The organism is Pseudomonas sp. ok266 (assembly GCF_900110195.1).
GTDB lineage: Bacteria > Pseudomonadota > Gammaproteobacteria > Pseudomonadales > Pseudomonadaceae > Aquipseudomonas > Aquipseudomonas neuropathica.
Window position 1 is genome coordinate 44050 of sequence record NZ_FOCU01000011.1, and the last position, 17027, is coordinate 61076.

21 protein-coding genes are annotated in these 17027 nt (G+C 60.5%); all 21 read right to left on the bottom strand.

The annotated features are described in order from the left end of the window. Positions 1-11: 11 nt before the first annotated feature. The 21 genes from BMY54_RS20545 to BMY54_RS20645 all read right to left on the bottom strand — a co-directional run bounded on the left by BMY54_RS20545 (position 12) and on the right by BMY54_RS20645 (position 17018). A complete protein-coding gene (locus tag BMY54_RS20545; RefSeq protein WP_093436448.1) occupies positions 12-458 on the bottom strand; it encodes a tail fiber assembly protein in 447 nt (148 codons plus the stop codon). Further along, positions 459-1355 (bottom strand): gp53-like domain-containing protein, encoded by an 897-nt coding sequence (locus BMY54_RS20550; RefSeq protein WP_093436451.1) that lies wholly within the window; start codon positions 1353-1355, stop codon positions 459-461. It abuts the gene before it with no gap. Positions 1356-1390: 35 nt separating this feature from the next. Beyond that, on the bottom strand, positions 1391-1858 hold the full coding sequence (locus BMY54_RS20555) for a phage tail assembly chaperone (protein WP_093436454.1): 468 nt from the start codon (positions 1856-1858) through the stop codon (positions 1391-1393). Beyond that, a complete protein-coding gene (locus BMY54_RS20560; protein WP_093436457.1) occupies positions 1858-2784 on the bottom strand; it encodes a glycine-rich domain-containing protein in 927 nt (308 codons plus the stop codon). Before BMY54_RS20560 ends, BMY54_RS20555 begins: the two co-directional genes overlap by 1 nt. A gap of 139 nt (positions 2785-2923) precedes the next feature. Beyond that, the gene (locus BMY54_RS20565; RefSeq protein ID WP_093436460.1) at positions 2924-3439 is read right to left on the bottom strand and encodes a phage tail protein; all 516 of its coding nucleotides are present in this window, start codon (positions 3437-3439) and stop codon (positions 2924-2926) included. Then, positions 3436-4593, bottom strand: a complete 1158-nt coding sequence (locus tag BMY54_RS20570; protein WP_093436463.1) for a phage tail protein — start codon at positions 4591-4593, stop codon at positions 3436-3438. Before BMY54_RS20570 ends, BMY54_RS20565 begins: the two co-directional genes overlap by 4 nt. Before the next feature lie 70 nt (positions 4594-4663). After that, positions 4664-5083, bottom strand: a complete 420-nt coding sequence (locus BMY54_RS20575) for a tail fiber assembly protein (RefSeq protein ID WP_093436466.1) — start codon at positions 5081-5083, stop codon at positions 4664-4666. 17 nt (positions 5084-5100) lie between these two features. Continuing rightward, complete coding sequence (locus BMY54_RS20580; RefSeq protein ID WP_093436469.1) at positions 5101-5982, bottom strand: gp53-like domain-containing protein; 882 nt, start codon at positions 5980-5982, stop codon at positions 5101-5103. Positions 5983-5996: 14 nt separating this feature from the next. Further along, positions 5997-6596 (bottom strand): YmfQ family protein, encoded by a 600-nt coding sequence (locus tag BMY54_RS20585; protein ID WP_093436472.1) that lies wholly within the window; start codon positions 6594-6596, stop codon positions 5997-5999. Next, the gene (locus BMY54_RS20590) at positions 6584-7630 is read right to left on the bottom strand and encodes a baseplate J/gp47 family protein (protein ID WP_093436475.1); all 1047 of its coding nucleotides are present in this window, start codon (positions 7628-7630) and stop codon (positions 6584-6586) included. The genes BMY54_RS20585 and BMY54_RS20590 overlap by 13 nt, the downstream gene beginning before the upstream one ends. Then, positions 7620-8018 carry a phage GP46 family protein gene (locus BMY54_RS20595; RefSeq protein ID WP_093436478.1) on the bottom strand — a complete coding sequence of 133 codons (399 nt, stop codon included), beginning with the start codon at positions 8016-8018 and terminating at the stop codon, positions 7620-7622. Before BMY54_RS20595 ends, BMY54_RS20590 begins: the two co-directional genes overlap by 11 nt. Next, positions 8018-8527 carry a phage baseplate assembly protein V gene (locus BMY54_RS20600; RefSeq protein WP_093436481.1) on the bottom strand — a complete coding sequence of 170 codons (510 nt, stop codon included), beginning with the start codon at positions 8525-8527 and terminating at the stop codon, positions 8018-8020. The genes BMY54_RS20595 and BMY54_RS20600 overlap by 1 nt, the downstream gene beginning before the upstream one ends. A 135-nt stretch (positions 8528-8662) precedes the next feature. After that, positions 8663-9712, bottom strand: a complete 1050-nt coding sequence (locus BMY54_RS20605) for a phage baseplate assembly protein (RefSeq protein ID WP_093436484.1) — start codon at positions 9710-9712, stop codon at positions 8663-8665. Positions 9713-9714: 2 nt separating this feature from the next. Next, positions 9715-10953 (bottom strand): DNA circularization protein, encoded by a 1239-nt coding sequence (locus tag BMY54_RS20610; RefSeq protein ID WP_093436487.1) that lies wholly within the window; start codon positions 10951-10953, stop codon positions 9715-9717. Further along, a complete protein-coding gene (locus tag BMY54_RS20615) occupies positions 10940-12715 on the bottom strand; it encodes a phage tail tape measure protein (protein WP_093436490.1) in 1776 nt (591 codons plus the stop codon). The genes BMY54_RS20610 and BMY54_RS20615 overlap by 14 nt, the downstream gene beginning before the upstream one ends. Positions 12716-12845: 130 nt before the next feature. Then, complete coding sequence (locus BMY54_RS20620; RefSeq protein ID WP_007908778.1) at positions 12846-13142, bottom strand: phage tail assembly protein; 297 nt, start codon at positions 13140-13142, stop codon at positions 12846-12848. Beyond that, a complete protein-coding gene (locus tag BMY54_RS20625; protein ID WP_007908779.1) occupies positions 13139-13486 on the bottom strand; it encodes a phage tail tube protein in 348 nt (115 codons plus the stop codon). The genes BMY54_RS20620 and BMY54_RS20625 overlap by 4 nt, the downstream gene beginning before the upstream one ends. Positions 13487-13553: 67 nt before the next feature. Beyond that, entirely contained in the window at positions 13554-15050 is a 1497-nt protein-coding gene (locus BMY54_RS20630) for a phage tail sheath subtilisin-like domain-containing protein (RefSeq protein WP_093436493.1), read from the bottom strand. Beyond that, positions 15050-15229, bottom strand: coding sequence for a DUF2635 domain-containing protein (locus tag BMY54_RS20635; protein ID WP_093436496.1), 180 nt, complete (start codon positions 15227-15229; stop codon positions 15050-15052). Before BMY54_RS20635 ends, BMY54_RS20630 begins: the two co-directional genes overlap by 1 nt. Further along, entirely contained in the window at positions 15226-15810 is a 585-nt protein-coding gene (locus tag BMY54_RS20640) for a phage tail terminator protein (protein ID WP_093436499.1), read from the bottom strand. The genes BMY54_RS20635 and BMY54_RS20640 overlap by 4 nt, the downstream gene beginning before the upstream one ends. 179 nt (positions 15811-15989) lie before the next feature. Next, on the bottom strand, positions 15990-17018 hold the full coding sequence (locus tag BMY54_RS20645) for a phage tail protein (protein ID WP_093436502.1): 1029 nt from the start codon (positions 17016-17018) through the stop codon (positions 15990-15992). Positions 17019-17027 lie beyond the last annotated feature (9 nt).

Below are 17027 nucleotides of genomic sequence, written 5' to 3' on the forward strand. Positions count from 1 at the left end.
TCCCTGATGACTTACAGCGCAGCAGCCAACCACTTCGGCGCTACCGGCCGATGCTCGCCGAACGGAAAAAAGGAACCCTGCGGCCAGTCGCGCAATTCACGGCGATACGTCTGCAATTGGGCATATTGCTCTGTGGTCAGCGTCGTGCCGCCGCCGTCTTCCAACTCATCGCGATCACGCGCCACCAACCCGTCGGTGGCGGCCAGTTGCGCAGTGCGCCAACGGCGCTCGGCGTCAGCCGCTTCATCGGCCGAAGGAGGCGCAGGATCGACCAGAATCGGATAGCCGTTATCCGCACGCACGCCGATCACTTTTGCCGCAACGGCCAATTGCTGCAGCAGCGAGATCCAGTAAGTCTGAGGAATCTCGATGACATCGTCGGGAATGTCAGTTGAGTTGATACCCGGTACATAAACGCCCCGGGTGCTGGCGCTGAACAAAACGTTGAACGGATTCATTCAATAGCCCTTTGCGTAATAATTGATGCCCCAACCCGCAGCGACGCTGCCGCTGTAATCACGAACCTTGAGCTTGCAGCCTTGTTGCTTTCCAGAACCCGCAATCAGGATGACCATCGCCCCGTCACCGCCGGCATGAGTGGCCACCAGAGAAGAAAAGGCTGTAGGAAAAGAGATTGGGAAAATGACGTCGACTTCGCCCTTCGCATCCGTTGTGCCGACACCCCATTGCTCAATGTTGCCGCTGGCAAACCGTTGGTAACCGACGTTGCCATAGACGCCCGAATGGGCCGTGGCATAACGATCGCTGATCGACCCTCCGTACAGCCGCCATTGGCTCGCCAGTTTGATCAGGCATGCGGAGTCGCCGAGTCCGAGTTTCAGCGACCCGAACGTGCCGTTGCAGGTTTCAATTTGCTCGTTTGCGGCGGGGTTGATGGTCAGAACACCGTTGCCCGCATTGATCACGTGTAGCGTGCTGGCATGGGCAATGCCATTGATGGAGGGCAACGTTGCCGTGATCGGCGTTGCGCTGGCGAAACTCGCCACGCCCCCCACGTGGGCTACGGTCAGGACAGTGCTGGTCGGGTAAGAAACGAAGCCGGAAAACTGCAGACCCGCGCGGGCGACGAACTCGGTAGTGGCAACCGCTTTGCCTTGATTGAATTGCGGCGCCGTGACGAACAGGTTGTTGCTGCGCAGCGCACTGAGCAGTTGATTATTGGCGGCCTCCGTCGGTGTCAGCCCTGCGCTCTGGATGACCGTCAACAACTCTTGCGTAACACCATTACCCCAACTGGCCGGAATCAACGACCCTGGCTTGCCCGTCAGTAAATCTTCATCGACAAACTTGCCATCTACCAACCCGGCGCTAGGAACACTCTTTGGATAATCCATGATTCAACTCCTTGTTTAAAAATGCCTGAGACCAGTCAATCCGCATTGGCGCCCCACCATTGCGGTGCTGTCGGGCGAGAAACCGCCGTCGGGAAACCTTTAGCCTCAGGCCAGTCACGCAGCGCCTGGCGGTACTCCAGCAACTCCAGATACTGCGCGGCCTTGAGCGTCGTCCCACGCCCCAGCGCCTGCTCGTCGCGATGCCGCGTCACCCACCATTCAGTGGCCGACAGACTGGACTGACGCCAGGTGCGCGCTGCTGCCAAAGGCTCTTGCTCATCGGGGACGATTTCAGGGGTAACGACCGGACGGATCGTTACAGACAACGGCGCAATTTCCTGGCGCAGTTCGCCGACGGGTGCGCCTATTTCGATCTGCATGCCGTCCGGCACCTGCACCATCGTCTCGACGAAAGCAGGGGCAAACAGTTGGGTAATCGCGTAGTCGCCGGTATCGATCAGTTCGACCGCGACACCGTTTTCCACTCGTGCATAGAGGGCCATTACTCGTACTCCCAGATTTCACAGAAGGCGTTGCCGCCGACACCGCTAAGGACAGAGGCGGACGCACTGGTCGAACAAGAACCGCTGCCACCCGAGCCTCGGCTCCCTGAAGTACCGGGGCCACTGAGGCCCATTAACGGGCCACCGCCATCAAACGGGCTCGCCCCGCCACCGCCGGCCAATACGCCCCAATTGGCGTTGTACATGGCGTAACCACCGCCCACTCCACGTGCGTTAGCCAGGTTGCCACCTGTGACGGCTTGCCCTCCGGCGCCACCCTGGACGAAGCCGACTGCCGTGGCTGTCACGGGGAAGGTCAGGATTTGCCCGCCCATGCCTCCCGCCACGCTCATGTAGCTGCCAAAAGAAGCACCACCACCGGCCTGCCCCATCGAGTTACGTGAAGCGCCACCCGCTCCCAGTGAAACCGGCACGCCGGCCATCATTTCTGCGCTCACGTCGTACAAACTCTCGCCATAGGCGCCACCGCCACCGCCACCGCCGATGCTGTGATAACCCGCTGCCACTGGTGCACAGCCGCCCCCCGAGCCTCCGGCTCCAACCAGACGCACACGAATGCGCCTGGCTCTTGGGTTCGGCTTGTAAACCGTGATCCCGACCGTCTCGATCTGCCGGACTGCCAGCAACCTCCCCACCGCATCGGTGATGCCATAGCCGGCCAACGTGGTTGGGGTATTTTTCAGTTTGGTGAAATCAACGAGGGCGCCGATGGCTGTGGCCAGTTGATCGGTTCTGGCTTCATCCGGAGTCAATCCCGCAGCCTTGATCGCGTTGAGAATTTCTTGCGTGACGCTGTTGCCCCACACCGCCGGAATCAACGACCCCGGCGTACCCGCCACCGGGTTTTCATCGACGAAGCGGCCATCGACCAAGCCGACGCTGGGGACGCTTTTTGGATAATCCATAGAATGTTCGTTCCTTTGAAATGACAAATGACCGGCGTCGACACAGCGTCTTCTGCGTGCCTGTCCACGGTCCGTTTTCTGAAAATAAAAAGCCCACAACGAAGTGGGCTTGGGTGACTCGGAACGCAGAATTTTCGGCTTAGCTGGAAAGGCCGCTGGCCAATTCGCGAATGGCGATCAAAGCTTCGTCACCAGCGCTGCGCGCCAGATCCATGTTGCCCTTGGCAGCCTGCGCGCGAATTTGCGCTTTGGCCTTCAGGCGCAGCGCACGCAGCGCCAGCAGATGGTCGGTCAGTTGATAGGCCTTGCTCAAAATCTGCTCGGCGGCCTGTTTGGCGCTGCGTCCTTTGGCAACCCATGCAGCGACCGACAGCGGCACTTCCTTTTTCGGGTAACCGGCGTCCTGATAGGCCTGAGCATCGGCGGCAGCCTGGGCGTACTCCATGGCTTTGAGCGGGTCACCAGCCAGAGCGGTACGGGCGTCGTCAGCGGCGGCGTCGACTTTGGCACACAAGCGTTCAGTTTCCTGCATGTCCAGCGCAGCCTGTTTATCGTCGTCCAATACCCATTTCTCACCGTCCCAGTCATGGGCAGCGGAGGGTTGAGGAAGGCGCAACTCGCCGTCAATCTGATGGAGTTCCTGAATGACGATCATCGAATCAGCTCCCACTGCAATTGGACGTTCACAGCTTCCCCGAAATTGATCGCGATGCCGGCGGTATAGTCGGTTAGCGGATGACTCTTGATCCCCATGCTGAGTAGCAATTCATCACTGTCAGCATTGGATTGCCCCAGATTGTGCTCAGCCTGATAGGACTGCCAGAGCGAGCGCAAATTGGCATGATCAAAACTGGCGGTCAGCGTCGAAACCGTGACGTCGTAGACGATGTTGTTGGTGAATATCACGCACGGTTGCACAGTAGACGGGTTCCAGCCTCCCGCATTATTGGATACACCCGTCGATACCGGTGACAGATAGCTATAGTTGCCCCCGGCCCATCCAGTCGCCGGAAACGCGACGCTCGTTACGGCCGTCGATGACGGCGTCGGATTGCCTACCACAAGCCGCGCAGCACGCGCATGCGGGTCTAGGGGCAGAAACACTGCACCCGTGCCGTTGACGGTCTGAGTCCAGGTCAAGCGTGCACGGTTGTAAATCGCACGCACTGTCGGCACGGAGCCTGGCGCGCCGGTGACGACCCAGGCCAGACACATGTCCAACACCGAACTCTGAAAACCGCCGCCGGCAGCGCCGTTGGCCAAACCTTTCAGCGTCTCGGGTGTCACGTCGTAAATCGTACCGCGCTGGGTATAGAAACTCAGCACACCACCCACCACCTGCGCCCGCAAAAAGTAGCTCGAGCTGGGCAGCAGGTCTGCACTGCTCCAGGCCTGGGTAGTGAAAGTACGTGAACGCCCCAACTGACCCGCCACCACTTCCTGACCAAGGCTGACGTATACGCCCGCCGGTACGGACACTCGCCCGCCACTGCTCGATACGGCGGCTGGCGTGATGGTTAACCGGGCATCCGCCGTGGCAACGGTTGGCAAAGGCAAAGCCGATAGCGGCAACGCCAGATCCTGGTTCCAGCCCTTGGCCGTCACCGATTGAATCGCCTGCAACAACTGATCGTATTTCTTCTCATCGGGGGTCAGCCCCCCGGCATTGATCACGTTGAGAATTTCCTGCGTGACCCCATTCCCCCAATCCGCCGGAATCAGCGATCCGGGCGTTCCGATCATCGGGTTTTCATCAACGAACTTCCCATTCACCAATCCGGCGCTGGGCACACTGTTTGGATAATCCACGCGGGGACCTCCCGTTATTCTGGGTGACTGTTTACGAAGCTGTTTTGCAGGCTTCATGTCAGAAAGAGCATCAAGCCGGTAGCACTGGCCAGTCGATGTTCTGCGGATAACCTGGCTGCCTGTCGATCTTGTTGAGCGCCAGTTTGTAGGAGGCATACGCCTTGAACCGCTGCATGTCTTCGGCATCCAGCAATCCTGCAATGTAGGCGTCGGCCATACCGACGGTCTGCTGATCGGCTTCAGCCAGCAGCTCGTCACGCCGCGCCAGGGCCAATGCTCGCTGTTCGCTTTCAACCAGCAGCGATGCGTTCGGCAATGCATGCTTGGTGACCTTGCCGTCGGTCCACTTCCAGATGCCATCGCGTTCCTCGATCGTGCGCAGGAACAACTCATCAGAGATTTCTAGAGCAGTGGCAGGCATCTGCGTGTGAATCGCCGAGTCATAGCGCCCGAGCAGTTCGCCCTGGGCATCAAAATCAATGTATTTCATTTCATTCACCGTTGATTTCAGAAGCCGATGGCGAACCAGTTCCAGCCGCCAGGGTCAGCATTGGAGAAGCGCTGAAACTGGCTTTGCGAGAGTCGGTAAAGGGAAAAGCGCAGGTCGGAGAATGCCGGTGAAAGATCGCCGCCCGAGAGAAAGAGCACGCTTTTGGGAAAGGCAATCGGATAGGTAATGGTTTCGCTGAGTGCGCCGCCCGTGGCCAGTCCCCATTGCAGGATCAGGCCACTGGGCAAACGCTGATAGCCGCCTGCAGTGTTCAAGGAAGCGGTAAACGCTGGCGAGTACTTGAGCGCACCATCACCAGAATCCAGGCCCCAGCCACCACCGAGCAGAAGCCGGCGAAAAGTAACGTAGCTGCCACCGACAAATGACAACGTGTTATCCGGTGCACCAGCGCTGGCGGTGCCCAGACTCTCGCCACTCCTGACTTTCACGTTCAAACTACCGGAACCTGCGACCAGCGACACCAAGCCTCCCGCAGGCACCGTTGACCATTCCGGCAGGGTCACCGTACCTGGGCTGGTGAAGATCGAGAGTTTGCCGACGTCAGCGACCGTCAACGAAACATCACCCACGTAATTGGTCTGCCCCGCCAGACTGCCGAGTGCGCGCTGCACAAACTCCGTCGTCGCGACTTTCTGACTGACATCGAATTGTGGCGGCGTTTCAAACAGCTTTTTGCCACGGATGGCCTCGAGCAGTTGGGTGTTCAAGCCTTCGGTCGGTTCGATACCCGCCGCTTTGATAACCGCCAACACCTCTTCGGTAAGGGCGTTGCCCCACTCCGCAGGAATCAGCGATCCGGGGGTTCCGGTGAGGGGATTTTCATCGACAAAACGACTGTTGACCAAACCGACACCGGGCATGCTTTTCGGATAATCCATCCCCTCATTCCTCCCTAGTCATAATTAATGTGCACCTTGGTATGCGCCGGCGCACTGCGGTGAATCAGGCATTCCAGCGCCGAACCCGGATTAACGCCGAAGCGCTCGCCCCAATAGCTCGCGCCGAAACGCCGACCCAGCAGCAAGCGTCCGCCGGTATTGAGCGTCCACATGAACTGCGCTTCCCACGTGCCCCAGTGCGCCGAGCCGAAACGCGAGCGGCCCATGCGCGGGGCTTCGAGTTCGGTGATGGTCGCGTTGGGGTAGCCCTGGCTTTTGGCGATGTCGATGTAGTAACCGACAGCCTGGCTGCCGACCGCCAGCAAGCGCCGGCGGACGGCGAGGCGGCGGTCGTCGAACAGCGGTGTGGCGCCCAGGCACGGGTCGGGCAGGTTCATCACCCGTTCCCAGTCCGGCACCAGTTCGCTGACGCCGGCCGGGTCCATTTCGTTGAGCAGGTCGGCGGCGCGGGCATCAAGGCGTGCCAGTTCGACGGCGACGCCTTGCAGCACTTCTTCGAGTTCCGGTACGCGTTCCGGGTCCCACGCCGGGCCACTGGGCAGCAAGGCGCGCAGCTGCGCCTGATATTGCGCGGCGGTTCTTATGCCCCCCATACGCAACCTCCGAAGGTGAGCAGTTCGCTTTGCCCGGCAGGCACGTCAGCGGCCGGCGCGGTCAGGGTGTGATCGTACTCACCACCGGCGCTGCTGATGGCTTCGCGGATATGGCTGATCAGCAACGGCACACCCAGATCGGCCTCACGGTTGTGCAGGTCGCGCAATTGCGCTTCAACGGCGGCACGCACGGCGGTGGTGTCCGGATTGACGCTCTTGAAGCGATACACCACCGGCACCTGAATCGGCCGCTGCACGTGCACTTCCGCAGTCACCGGACGCAGCGGTTCGATGTAGTCCTGAACCTCCGCCAATTGCTCATCGTTGGGCACCGGTTGCGGGTCTTCATCACGCATGATGAACACCGTCACCGTGCCCGGCCCGAGCAGGCCGCCACGACACCAGGCGCGCGTTACACCCGGCACTTCCAGTGCCCAGGTCTCGTAGTCACTGGCCGAGCCGCCATGGGGAATCACGCGGTAGGAACGGATCACCCGCGAGCGCAGCGACTCCAGACTTTCCCGTGCCACGCCGCCGCTGAGACCCGGCGCCAGCACCACGAAACTGTTGCCGACCACGCCGGCAATCGGTTGCACCGGTGTCAGCGCCAGACCGGCGTCGGCATTACCGAGGCTGCCGGCATCCAACGCCGCGATGGTAGTGGTGTTGCTGCCATTGACGGTGGTGCGTGCGGTGGTGACTTTGTAGGTGCGGCCATCGCTCGCTTGCAACAACGTGTCGACATCCAGCACGGCACCGGCCGTGGCGGTAAAACTGACGCTGCCGGTGGCGACTTGCGCGGGTTTGCGCGGTTGGTTCAAACGAAGTGCGGCGATGCGCTCCAGGGTCGACTCATCGGCCTTGTCGGGCAGGATCTGCTCGGCAATCCAGTCGAGATAACCGTACAGACCATAAGCCGCGCCACCGAGGGTACGGGCCAGCACTTGCGCATCGGACTGGCGCAGCGAATCGCCGGCCAGGTCGCTTTGGGTGCGCTTGATCAGCACCGGCAGCGAAGGGGTTTCAAACGGCATAGATCACCTGCCAACTGTTATCGGGGTTGATGTCCAGACGTTCGCCGTCGGCCAGGGTCAGGACCGTGCGCAGGTTCAGGCGCTGGGCGTCGAGGCGTTCGCTGATGATGTCGATGGCGCTGCAGTGGCCGTCGTCGATCAGCCATTGCAAGGCTTCGCGGGCATAGAACTCGGCGTCCATCTGCGTTTGTCGAGTCAGCTTGACCCGGCGCAACAGCCACAGCCGCGAACCGATGCGATCGTCGGCGACGGTGGGAAAGGTATCGCCCCACCAGCCGAAACGTTCTTCGTCGTCGAGGGCGTCGTCATCGGCGGCGCGGCGCCAGGTGAACAGGCTGATGAGTACGGCGCGGGTCAGCGCGGCGTGGAGGTTCGGGCTGATCAGCATCACTTGCCTCCTGCCGGCGCGCCGGTCTGGCCGCTGCCGGCCTGTACGCCGACGTGCACGTGTTTGATCTGGCTGATGCCACCGGCGAGTTGATCGCCGGTGGAGACGATCTTGCCGGTCTGGTTGATCACCGGCGTATCGAAGTTCACCGCGCTGCTGGCGCGGATGTTCAGCGTGGCGGTTTCAATGTCGATGATCCGCCCGCGTTTGAAGTGAATTTTGTCGCCTTCGTCGGTGTAGATCGCCACTTCGCCCGACGCCAGCGATTGCAGGCGATAACGGCGGTCGGCGATGACCAGCGCGATGGCGTGGGAGCGATCGCCGCCGAGAAAAGTGACGACACCTTCGGCGCCGGCCAGCGGGTTACTGGTAAAGCCGTAGGGTTCGAAATGCTCCATGTCGTCGTTCACTTCGCCGGCGGTGAGGCGCATTTGCAGCGATTGCAGCTTGGATGCCGAATTGGCGAGCACGACAGTGCCGCGCGCCAGCAGGCGTGTCAGTAGGCTCATGAATTGTCCTCAAGTGGTGAGGTTGACGCTGATCCCTGTGGGAGCGAGCTTGCTCGCGAAAGCGTCCTGACAAGCACCAGAGCGGTGTCTGATCTGACGCCTTCGCGAGCAAGCTCGCTCCCACAGGGTCGGGTGTCAGGCTGAAGTTTTCTTAGGGGGTGTCGGATTGGCATCGAAGGTATGCGGCGGCGCCACTTGCAGCGTGGTCACCGAGCCTTGCGCCGACAGCGAATACGTGACTTTGGAAATCAGCATGTCGCCATCAAATCCAAGCACCGGATCCGTGACCTTGACCAGCGTGTTATGGCGCCACAGATCGCCGTTGGACTGGCGCCAGCCCTGCACCTGATAGGTGGTGGTCTGCGCCCGGCCCATACGGGTGGCGCTCTCCCACAGGGCGCGCTGCTGGGCCAGTTCGAACGTCAGCGCGGTGCCCTCGTTGATGATCGTGGTTCGTCGTCGTTTGAAGCTCAGATCGGTCGCGCTGGATTCAACCTCGCTGACTGCCGCCCCGCTCTTCTTGTCCGAACCTTTCTGCTGGCCGATCACCCGGTATTCGGAAAACACCTGGCTCTGATCCATCGACGCGCTGGCGGACAAAATATTCTTGCCCAGCTCCAGCGCATCACTGGCCCGCCCACCGCTGCCCGGCTTGGCCAGCACCAGCCGACCCTGCTCGTCATCGGTGGAAAACACCCGCAGCAGCGAGAGCAAACGGTCGATCGACTGAAACACCGTTTCTCCCGGCACAATCGTGTGTTTGGTCAGCCGCGCGGTCTCGGGGATTTCATTGACCACTATCAGCCCGTACTCCATCGCCAGCGCCTGAACAATGCTCAGCAGCGGTTGTTCCTGCCACTGGTTCGGCGTGTTCCTGGCAGCGCAATCGACCAGATCCTGAGTCTTGGAACTGCCCTCGATGCTCAGGCTGATCTGGCGTCCGTCATAGCGGATCGGGGCCTTGAACACATAGCCGGTGAGCACCAGGTCCTGGCCGATTTTCACTTCGCAGGGGTCACCCGGTTTGATCCGCTGATCCACCGTCTGCCCCGGCCACTGCCAGGTGATGTCGAGTTTGAAGGTGCGGAACTGGCGCTCCAGATCAGCGGTGATTTCCACGCTTTTCCAGCCGCCGTATTCCATGTTGTTGACGGTCAGCGTGACATGGTTGTCCATTACGTCCATGACTACTCCCGAGAGACTTTCACGTCGTTGGGTGGCAGATACAACGGGTTGGTCGCTCCGTTACGCTGGACCACTTCGGTCACCCGTGTCGCATCACTGAATTGTTTGTAAGCCACTACCAGTGCCGGCAAACTTTCCTGAAACGACTTGGTGACCAGACGCACCCCCGATGACGCTACGGCTTTGAGGTGCGCCACCAGAGCATCCTGCACGTCGCTGATAGCCTGATAGTGCGCTGGACCGGCTTTGTTTTTGGCCATTTGGAGCGCCTCGACCAAGTCCTTTTGAAGCGCCTGCAAATCGTCGGTAGCCGGTACTTCCTGTCGAGAAATCGGCTGCTTCGACTGCTGATCCAAGGAAGGGGTCGACAGCAACTTCACCGGTTTCGCCGCCACCGGCATTGAAGCGACCCATTGCGCCACTTTGACAATCAGAGTGTCCTGCACCAGATCGGCCATGGCTTGCGCCGCCGCATTGGTGTCCTTGCCCGTGGTGATCTTCGGCGCATCAGCCTTGCGAATCGCTTCGAGTTGTTGGGACACGTCGGCAATCACGCCACGGTAGCCCTCCTTCGCGAACGCCTTGAGCTCCTTGATATCGCCGAGCAACCCCTTGAACTCCGCCGCCACTTCCTTGGGCAACTCCTTGACGGCTCTGACCAGTTCAGTGATTTCCTTGTATTGCGCGATCAGTGGTTTCAGCTGTTCCTTAATCACATCGAACACCCCGGTCAGGCTGTTTCGCAGATTGTTAATGCCAATCCGTGCCGCTTGAATCCGGACAATGACCTCTTCGAAACGCGACACTGCGGACCCCAGCAAAGTGTCAGCCTTGGCCAACAGGACTTTTTGCGTACTGACGGTGGCGGTCGGAAACGGCAACGGCCGATCGGGGTAGAACTTCAGACTGAACGTCACCAGCCCGCCGTCCTGGCGGGTATGGGTCATGTCGCACTCACCGACCTTGACTTGCAGGCGCCCGAGCCACGGGTGCACCAGCTCACCATTGCCCGCCTCCAATGCCTTGAGCAGCTTGTCGCGCTGCTCCAGGCAGTCGGCGCCGATGATGAATGCCGTGATGTCGTGAGTCTTGGCCTGCTGGCCCAGATCCTCGAAATACGGCAGGTCGCGTTGCGGGTATTCATGCAACTGACCTTTGCGACCGACCGGGGTTTTCGCCTGATCGATCCAGAAGCCGACACCACGAAAGGATGCCGGCAACAAACGGTCACGCCAGTTCATTGGAACCTCCTGCCGACAGCGAGCGATAGCCGATGCGCGACGACAGCGCCAGCCCTGGTTGATTGGTTTGCGGTTGATCGGTACGCAGGCCTGCCGGCGCATTTTCGAAGCGCACGGTCAGGCCGCCTTCGAGTTGCGTGCGGTTGTTGATTGCGCTTTGTTGAATCAGTGCGCCAGAACTCTGTGGCAACGAACCACTTTGCAGTGCACCGTTACCCGTGGCTTGCGGTGTTGCTCCGAAGAACGCGGGTGCCAGTTCCCCTTTGCCTTCGGCATTGGTATGGCGTTGCGCTTCGGTGAACGTTTCAACCTTGCCGGTGACCTTGGCGATCAGTCCGGCAAAGCCGCCGTCGAACAGCTCTTTGATCGGCGCAATAACGGTTTGCAGTTTTTGCCACAACTCGCCGAACCATTCGGTGATCGGCCCCCAGTTTTTGATGATCTGCCCCAACGGCGTCCATTCGAACATGTTGTGCAAAAACTCGAGTACCGGTGCGGCCAACGCCTGCACCACGCCCCACAGCGCCGAAAACACTTCGCTGATCGGTTGCCAGTACATGGCGATCTGTTCCAGCGGCGACCATTCGAACAGGCTCTGGAAGAAGCTTTTGATCTGCTGCGTCGAGTTTTGCAATGCGGCCCAGATCGGTTCGAAGAACGTGACGATGCTGCCCCAGTTGTTGACGATCATCCCCAGTGGGGAATAGTCGAACAACGTGCCGAAGAAGTCCTTGATCGCTTGCGCCGCCGGTTGCAGCGCCGTCCAGATCGAGGCGAAGAAGCCAGTGATCGCCCCCCAGTTGTTGATGATCATCCCCAACGGTGTCCAGTCGAACAGACCTTTGAGGAACGCCATCACCGGCACACTCAAGGCCTTGAGCAAGTCCCAGATTGCCGAAAACAGACCGGTCAGCGGCGCCCAGTTTTCCAGGATCATGCCGGCGGGCGTCCACGAGAACACCGATTTGAAAAAGTCGATCACTGGCGCGGTGACCGCTTTGACCTTTTCCCAGATCCCGGAGAAAAAGCCCGCGACCGGTGACCACAGCGCCGCCAGTGCATCCAGCGGTCGCCAATCGAGGATCGAGCGCAACGTTGCCATCGCACTCACACCGATGTTTTTCACGCCCTCCCACATGCCCTTGAAAAAAGCGCTGATCGGCGTCCAGTTGGCATAAATCAAACCGGCCGCCACCGCGATGCCCATCGCGATCAACATGATCGGATTGGTCTTGAGCACCATGCTCATCACGTCCATCACCTGGGTCATGCCGGTGACAGCGGTTTGCATGGCGGAGAAAGCAATCGCCCCCGCCGCCAGGCCTTCGACCAGTTTCGGGTTGTCGGCGAGCAGGCTGCCGACCTGGGTCAGCATCGGTTCCAACCCGACCACCAGTGCGCCCACCGCCGGCACCAGTGCCGCGTCCACGGCGGCCGAAACCTTTTCCATCGATGCACTGAACACGTTCATGTTTTGCGCAGCGACTTTCGGCGTAGCGGGCAGGTCGACGGTTTTTGCCGTGTCGCTGACTTCGGTCAATTTGCCCTGAAACGCCGCCGCCGATTTGATCCCGTCCACGAACGGCGTGATCACGCTGCCGCCCTTGAACAGGCCACTGATGTCCAGCTTACCGAGGCCGGTCTGTTCGAGATTGTTCTTGAAGCTCTCGACCTTGACTCGCAGGGCGCCGAGTTTGGGCGACAGTTCATCGATGCCCGTAATCAGCACCGGCGTTTTCACTTTTTTCTCTTCGTCTGCCATCACTGTACCTGCTGCATCGCATTGATCCGTTGCGCGTGCTCCAGCGATTCGCGGAGCACATCCAGTGGCCTGGCCATCATCTGTTCGGGGTCAACCTTCCAGAACCAGGCCAGGTCATAGGCGACGGCGATCAGGTCGGTGATGGCGCCGACGCCGCACTCATGAAAAAACTTGCAACGGCCCAGCTCAGCGCATTGAGGTCAGCCAGATCGAGCTGGTTGACCGACGACGGTGGAATACCGGCGCACACGGCGATGTATTTGGCCGCCACGTCCATGTCGAGGCTGACTTCTTCGCTCTTGTCGATCTTGTACGGCAGCGCCTTGATCGCTCGCACCTCCTGCACCGTCGGACGGCGCAGGACGAGTTCGGTCAGGGGCTCGCCGTGAGCTTCGATCGCAACCTGAAGCTTCACGGCGCCGCTCATTGCCAGGTCCCCTTGATGCCTTCGAATTTCAGTTCGATGGTGGCGTCATCGCCTTTGGAGACTGGTTCTTCGACCAGGTAGGCGCCGGCCAGTACGTAGACTTTGCCGTTGCTGAATTCGCAGGTGACGGTGATGTCGGTGCCTTCGATCAGCTTCTTCAGCGGGAAGTCGGCTGTGTGCAGCGCGGTCACTTTGAACGACGGCGCGATGTCGGTTTCCTTGTAGAAGCCGGGTACGACGGTTTCGCGTTTGACCGCCATCAGCGGGGCTTCGCAGCCGCCATTGATGGTCAGTTGTGCGCCGTCGACTTTGACGTAGCAGGTGCCTGCAATCAGTTGACCCATGGTGTTACTCCCTTGAATAAAAAAGCCCACACGCGGTGGGCTGAATGCTGGTGGTCAAACGCGGCGATCAAGCCGCGTCGTCGTACTGCAGACGGAATTGGTTGAGCAGTGCGAACACGCGAAGACCGTTGATGTAATCCGGCGGGAACAGCACGTTCACGCGGCTCGGGTCCTGCACGTCGCGCTCGACGATCAGGTGCTCGGCAAACAGCTCGGCGTTCTCGACGTGACCTTCCAGTTCGAGCTTGGCGTACTGGGCGATCAGCTCGCCGCGAATGGTCGCTGGGGTGACGATTGGCTGGCCGGCGCCGAAACGGGTGCCGTCGGAAGCCAGTTTGTGCCGGCCGTACTTGCTGGTGATCACGCTTTGCAGACGGCGCACGATGAACGCCGACTGGTGCATGGTTTCGCTGTCCAGGTAGGAGTTATCGGCCTGACCGTAAGCGTTTTTCTGGTAAGTGGTGATCGAGCGCTGGATGCGCACGTAGCCGCCTTCGTAGTACGCGGTGGCGATGCCGTAGTTGAGCAGCGACTGACGCTCGGTCAGGGTGAAGCGCTCACTCGCCGGTGCCGGGTCAACGCCCGGCAGGCTGCCGCTCTGGGTCGGACGGCTGGCGTCGGCAGAGATGAATACGGCGGTGCGTGCAGCCAGTGCGGCGGCTTGTACCCAGAACGGTTGCGGTACGCCCGGCTCCAGCGCCTGAATGGTCATGTGCTGATCGTTACGCGCCTGGCCTGCTGCGACCAGCGTACCGACGGTGCCGCGCTTGGCGCTGTAGACGTGACCGAACAGTTGCTTGGCCCACGACCAGCGACCGGTGCTGTCATCCATGACCGCTTGCCAGGTGTTGAGGGTCGACAGATCGGACCATGGCAGTGCGATGAATTCGAACGGCTCGTCACCCAGCGCGGCAATGGCTTCAACCTGATCCGGCACACCGGCACCGCCGGTCATGGCAGTGACCGCAGTGGTCAGGCCAGCCGGGGTTTCTTCGCCGTTGCTCTTGCCCAGGCGATTGAATTGCAGGCTGATGTCGTTGCCGCTGTCGCCAGTCCATTTGGCGATCAGGGTGACCACACCTTCGGCAGCGGCAGCGCTGACCGGCAGGTCGGCGGTGGCGTTGATTTTTTGCGCCAGGGCGGTGGCCGCTTGGGCAGCGGTGGCACCGTTGACCACGGTGGCTTGCACACGCACGCCGCCGACATACAGATTGAGCACGCCGGCCTGAGTGGCGGTGCCGGTCAGGGTCAGCACGCCTTTGGCGATCGCACCTTCGGTGTTGTGCAGCGGCAGGCACCAGATCTCACCGATCGGGTCGGCCTTGCGGAAGGTCTCGTACATCGAGGCGAGCATCGAGCCTTGGCCACCGATGCTTTTCGCCAGCGCAACGCTGGACACCAGCACCAGTTTGCCGACTTCCGTCGGCGCGATGTTGTCGTTGACCTGAGCGACGATCAAACGACGCAGGGTCGAACTCGCGCTATTGGCGGCCGAGTTGTCCATTTCGGCATAGAACAGCGGTACACGAATGTCCGCAGGGATGTTGCTGAATCCGATCGCCATTATTTGGCTCCCTTTTGTTTGGCTGGTGCGGTTTTGAGGGTGATATCGCCGTCGGCCAGACGTCGGCGCCACCAGGCGCTGTCCAGCACTTCACGGCCTTCGGCCGGCAGCAGATCGCCCGCCTCCGGGTCCGGTACGACACGGCCAGCGGCCGGCAGTACGGTGATGCGATTGCTCATGGGGTTACGTCTCCAGAGAAAGTCATTTCCACGCGCCCATCGGGGCCCGGGCGTTTCAGGTTGGGGTCGGCCGGGTCGATCGCATCGACCCGCACGGTGGCCCCGGTAAAGGACGACAAACCGTCCAGTTCGCGTTCGTGCCAACTCTCCGCAGGCTGACTCGGCAGATTGCGGCCGAGCTGGAACTCAGCAAAAAAGCGCAGCCGGTAAAAGGCGCGGCTGCTGTTGATCGAGACCATTTCGCCGCCGTCGTAAACGATGGCGCTGTAGGTCGAATCTGGTTTGAAACCGACCAGCGCGCGCCACAACTCGGCGCGCAGGTCGTGCAACAGATCCAGCGCTTTTGTAGCGTCGGTAGCGTCAAGCACCAGGACGATTTCGAAGCGGTCGCGGATCGGTTGGGTGGTGAGGTTTTGGGTGGTGCTGTTGCTGGCCAGATCGGCGATTGGCAGCACGTGGGCCGAGGGTGTCGGCAGTTCCGGGTTGCCTTGCAGCAAGGCCAGATCGAGGCCCACCGAAATGTGATTGGCAAGGCCAGGGCATTGCCCACGCAGTTGCGTGAGGATCGGGGTGATCTTCATGGGGATACTCCAGAATGAATGCGATCTGCAGCGCACTGCAAAACCTGTGGGAGCGACGGTGCGACGATTCGACTTGCTCGCGAAAGCGGTGTTTCAGTCGATGACTCTTTTGAATGTCAGATTGCATTCGCGAGCAAGCTCGCTCCCACAGGGATCTTCACCGCTGTGAGATTGAGGAATCAGTCTTTGGCTTCGGCTTTCGGGTCGAGGCACGACGCATCGATCAGGCAGCGATAGCTGTTCTCACGATTGCCACTGGCGGTGACCTTGTCGATCGACCAGCGTCCGCGCATGAAGTCCGGCCAGGTGTCATCGAGCAGCACCAGGCCTTCGGCGGCCAGCCGTGGATCGCCGGGGCAGGTGATCTTCACCTTGAACTTTTGCCGGAGCATTTTGCGCACTTCGCCTTCTCCCACGGCGATGGCATCGGCTTCGCTGGGTTGGTGCTGGCGCAGGATCTTGTACGGCGAAAGCCCGGTTTTGACCTCTTGCAAAATACCCGTAGCAGTATCCAGCCAGCGGGTTATGCAGCCCTGATTCTGCGCCCGCGCAGTCTCTTCCAGCGTGGCGCTGACAAAGGCGTGATCACCCGGCCGATTGTTGCTGGTCACCGACAGGATCACGTTCGCCAGCACTTTGCCGGACAGTGATTTGGTCTGACCGGGTCGCGCCAGCACGTAGATCTGATCGTACGGTTTGGCGACCACGTTGTACTTTGCCGCCAACCGCGTCAGAAAGCCCATGTCGGTTTCGTTGGTTTGGTCGATGTGCTCGATCCGTATCAGTGACACATCGGGGGCAACTCGCGGTGAGAAACCATGCCGCGACACCAGTTCGCGAAACAGTCCGCCGAGCGTCGTTGGACCATGGCTGGCGGTGCGGCGCTGCTTGAAACCGGTCTCGTCATCCTTGCTGAACGGTGCAGCTGTGGCCACCAGTGTCAGGCGGAACGGGAACAGCGTCGGCGTCAGCCGTGTCACTTTGAACTGGCCCTTGTCGACCATTTCGGTTTCTCGGTAGCCGACCTTCAGTCCGATTCGGCCTCCGAGGTTCGGCAGCCCGTCGAGGCCTTCAAGGTCCACGGTCAGAGTCAGTTGATCAGACTCGATCCCGGCGGCATCGATGTGCTCCCAACTGATCAGACGCTGATTGAGCAGGGCCGCATGGGCGCCGTAGATTTCTACCGCCGGGGTAAAACCCAATGTCATGCAACCTCC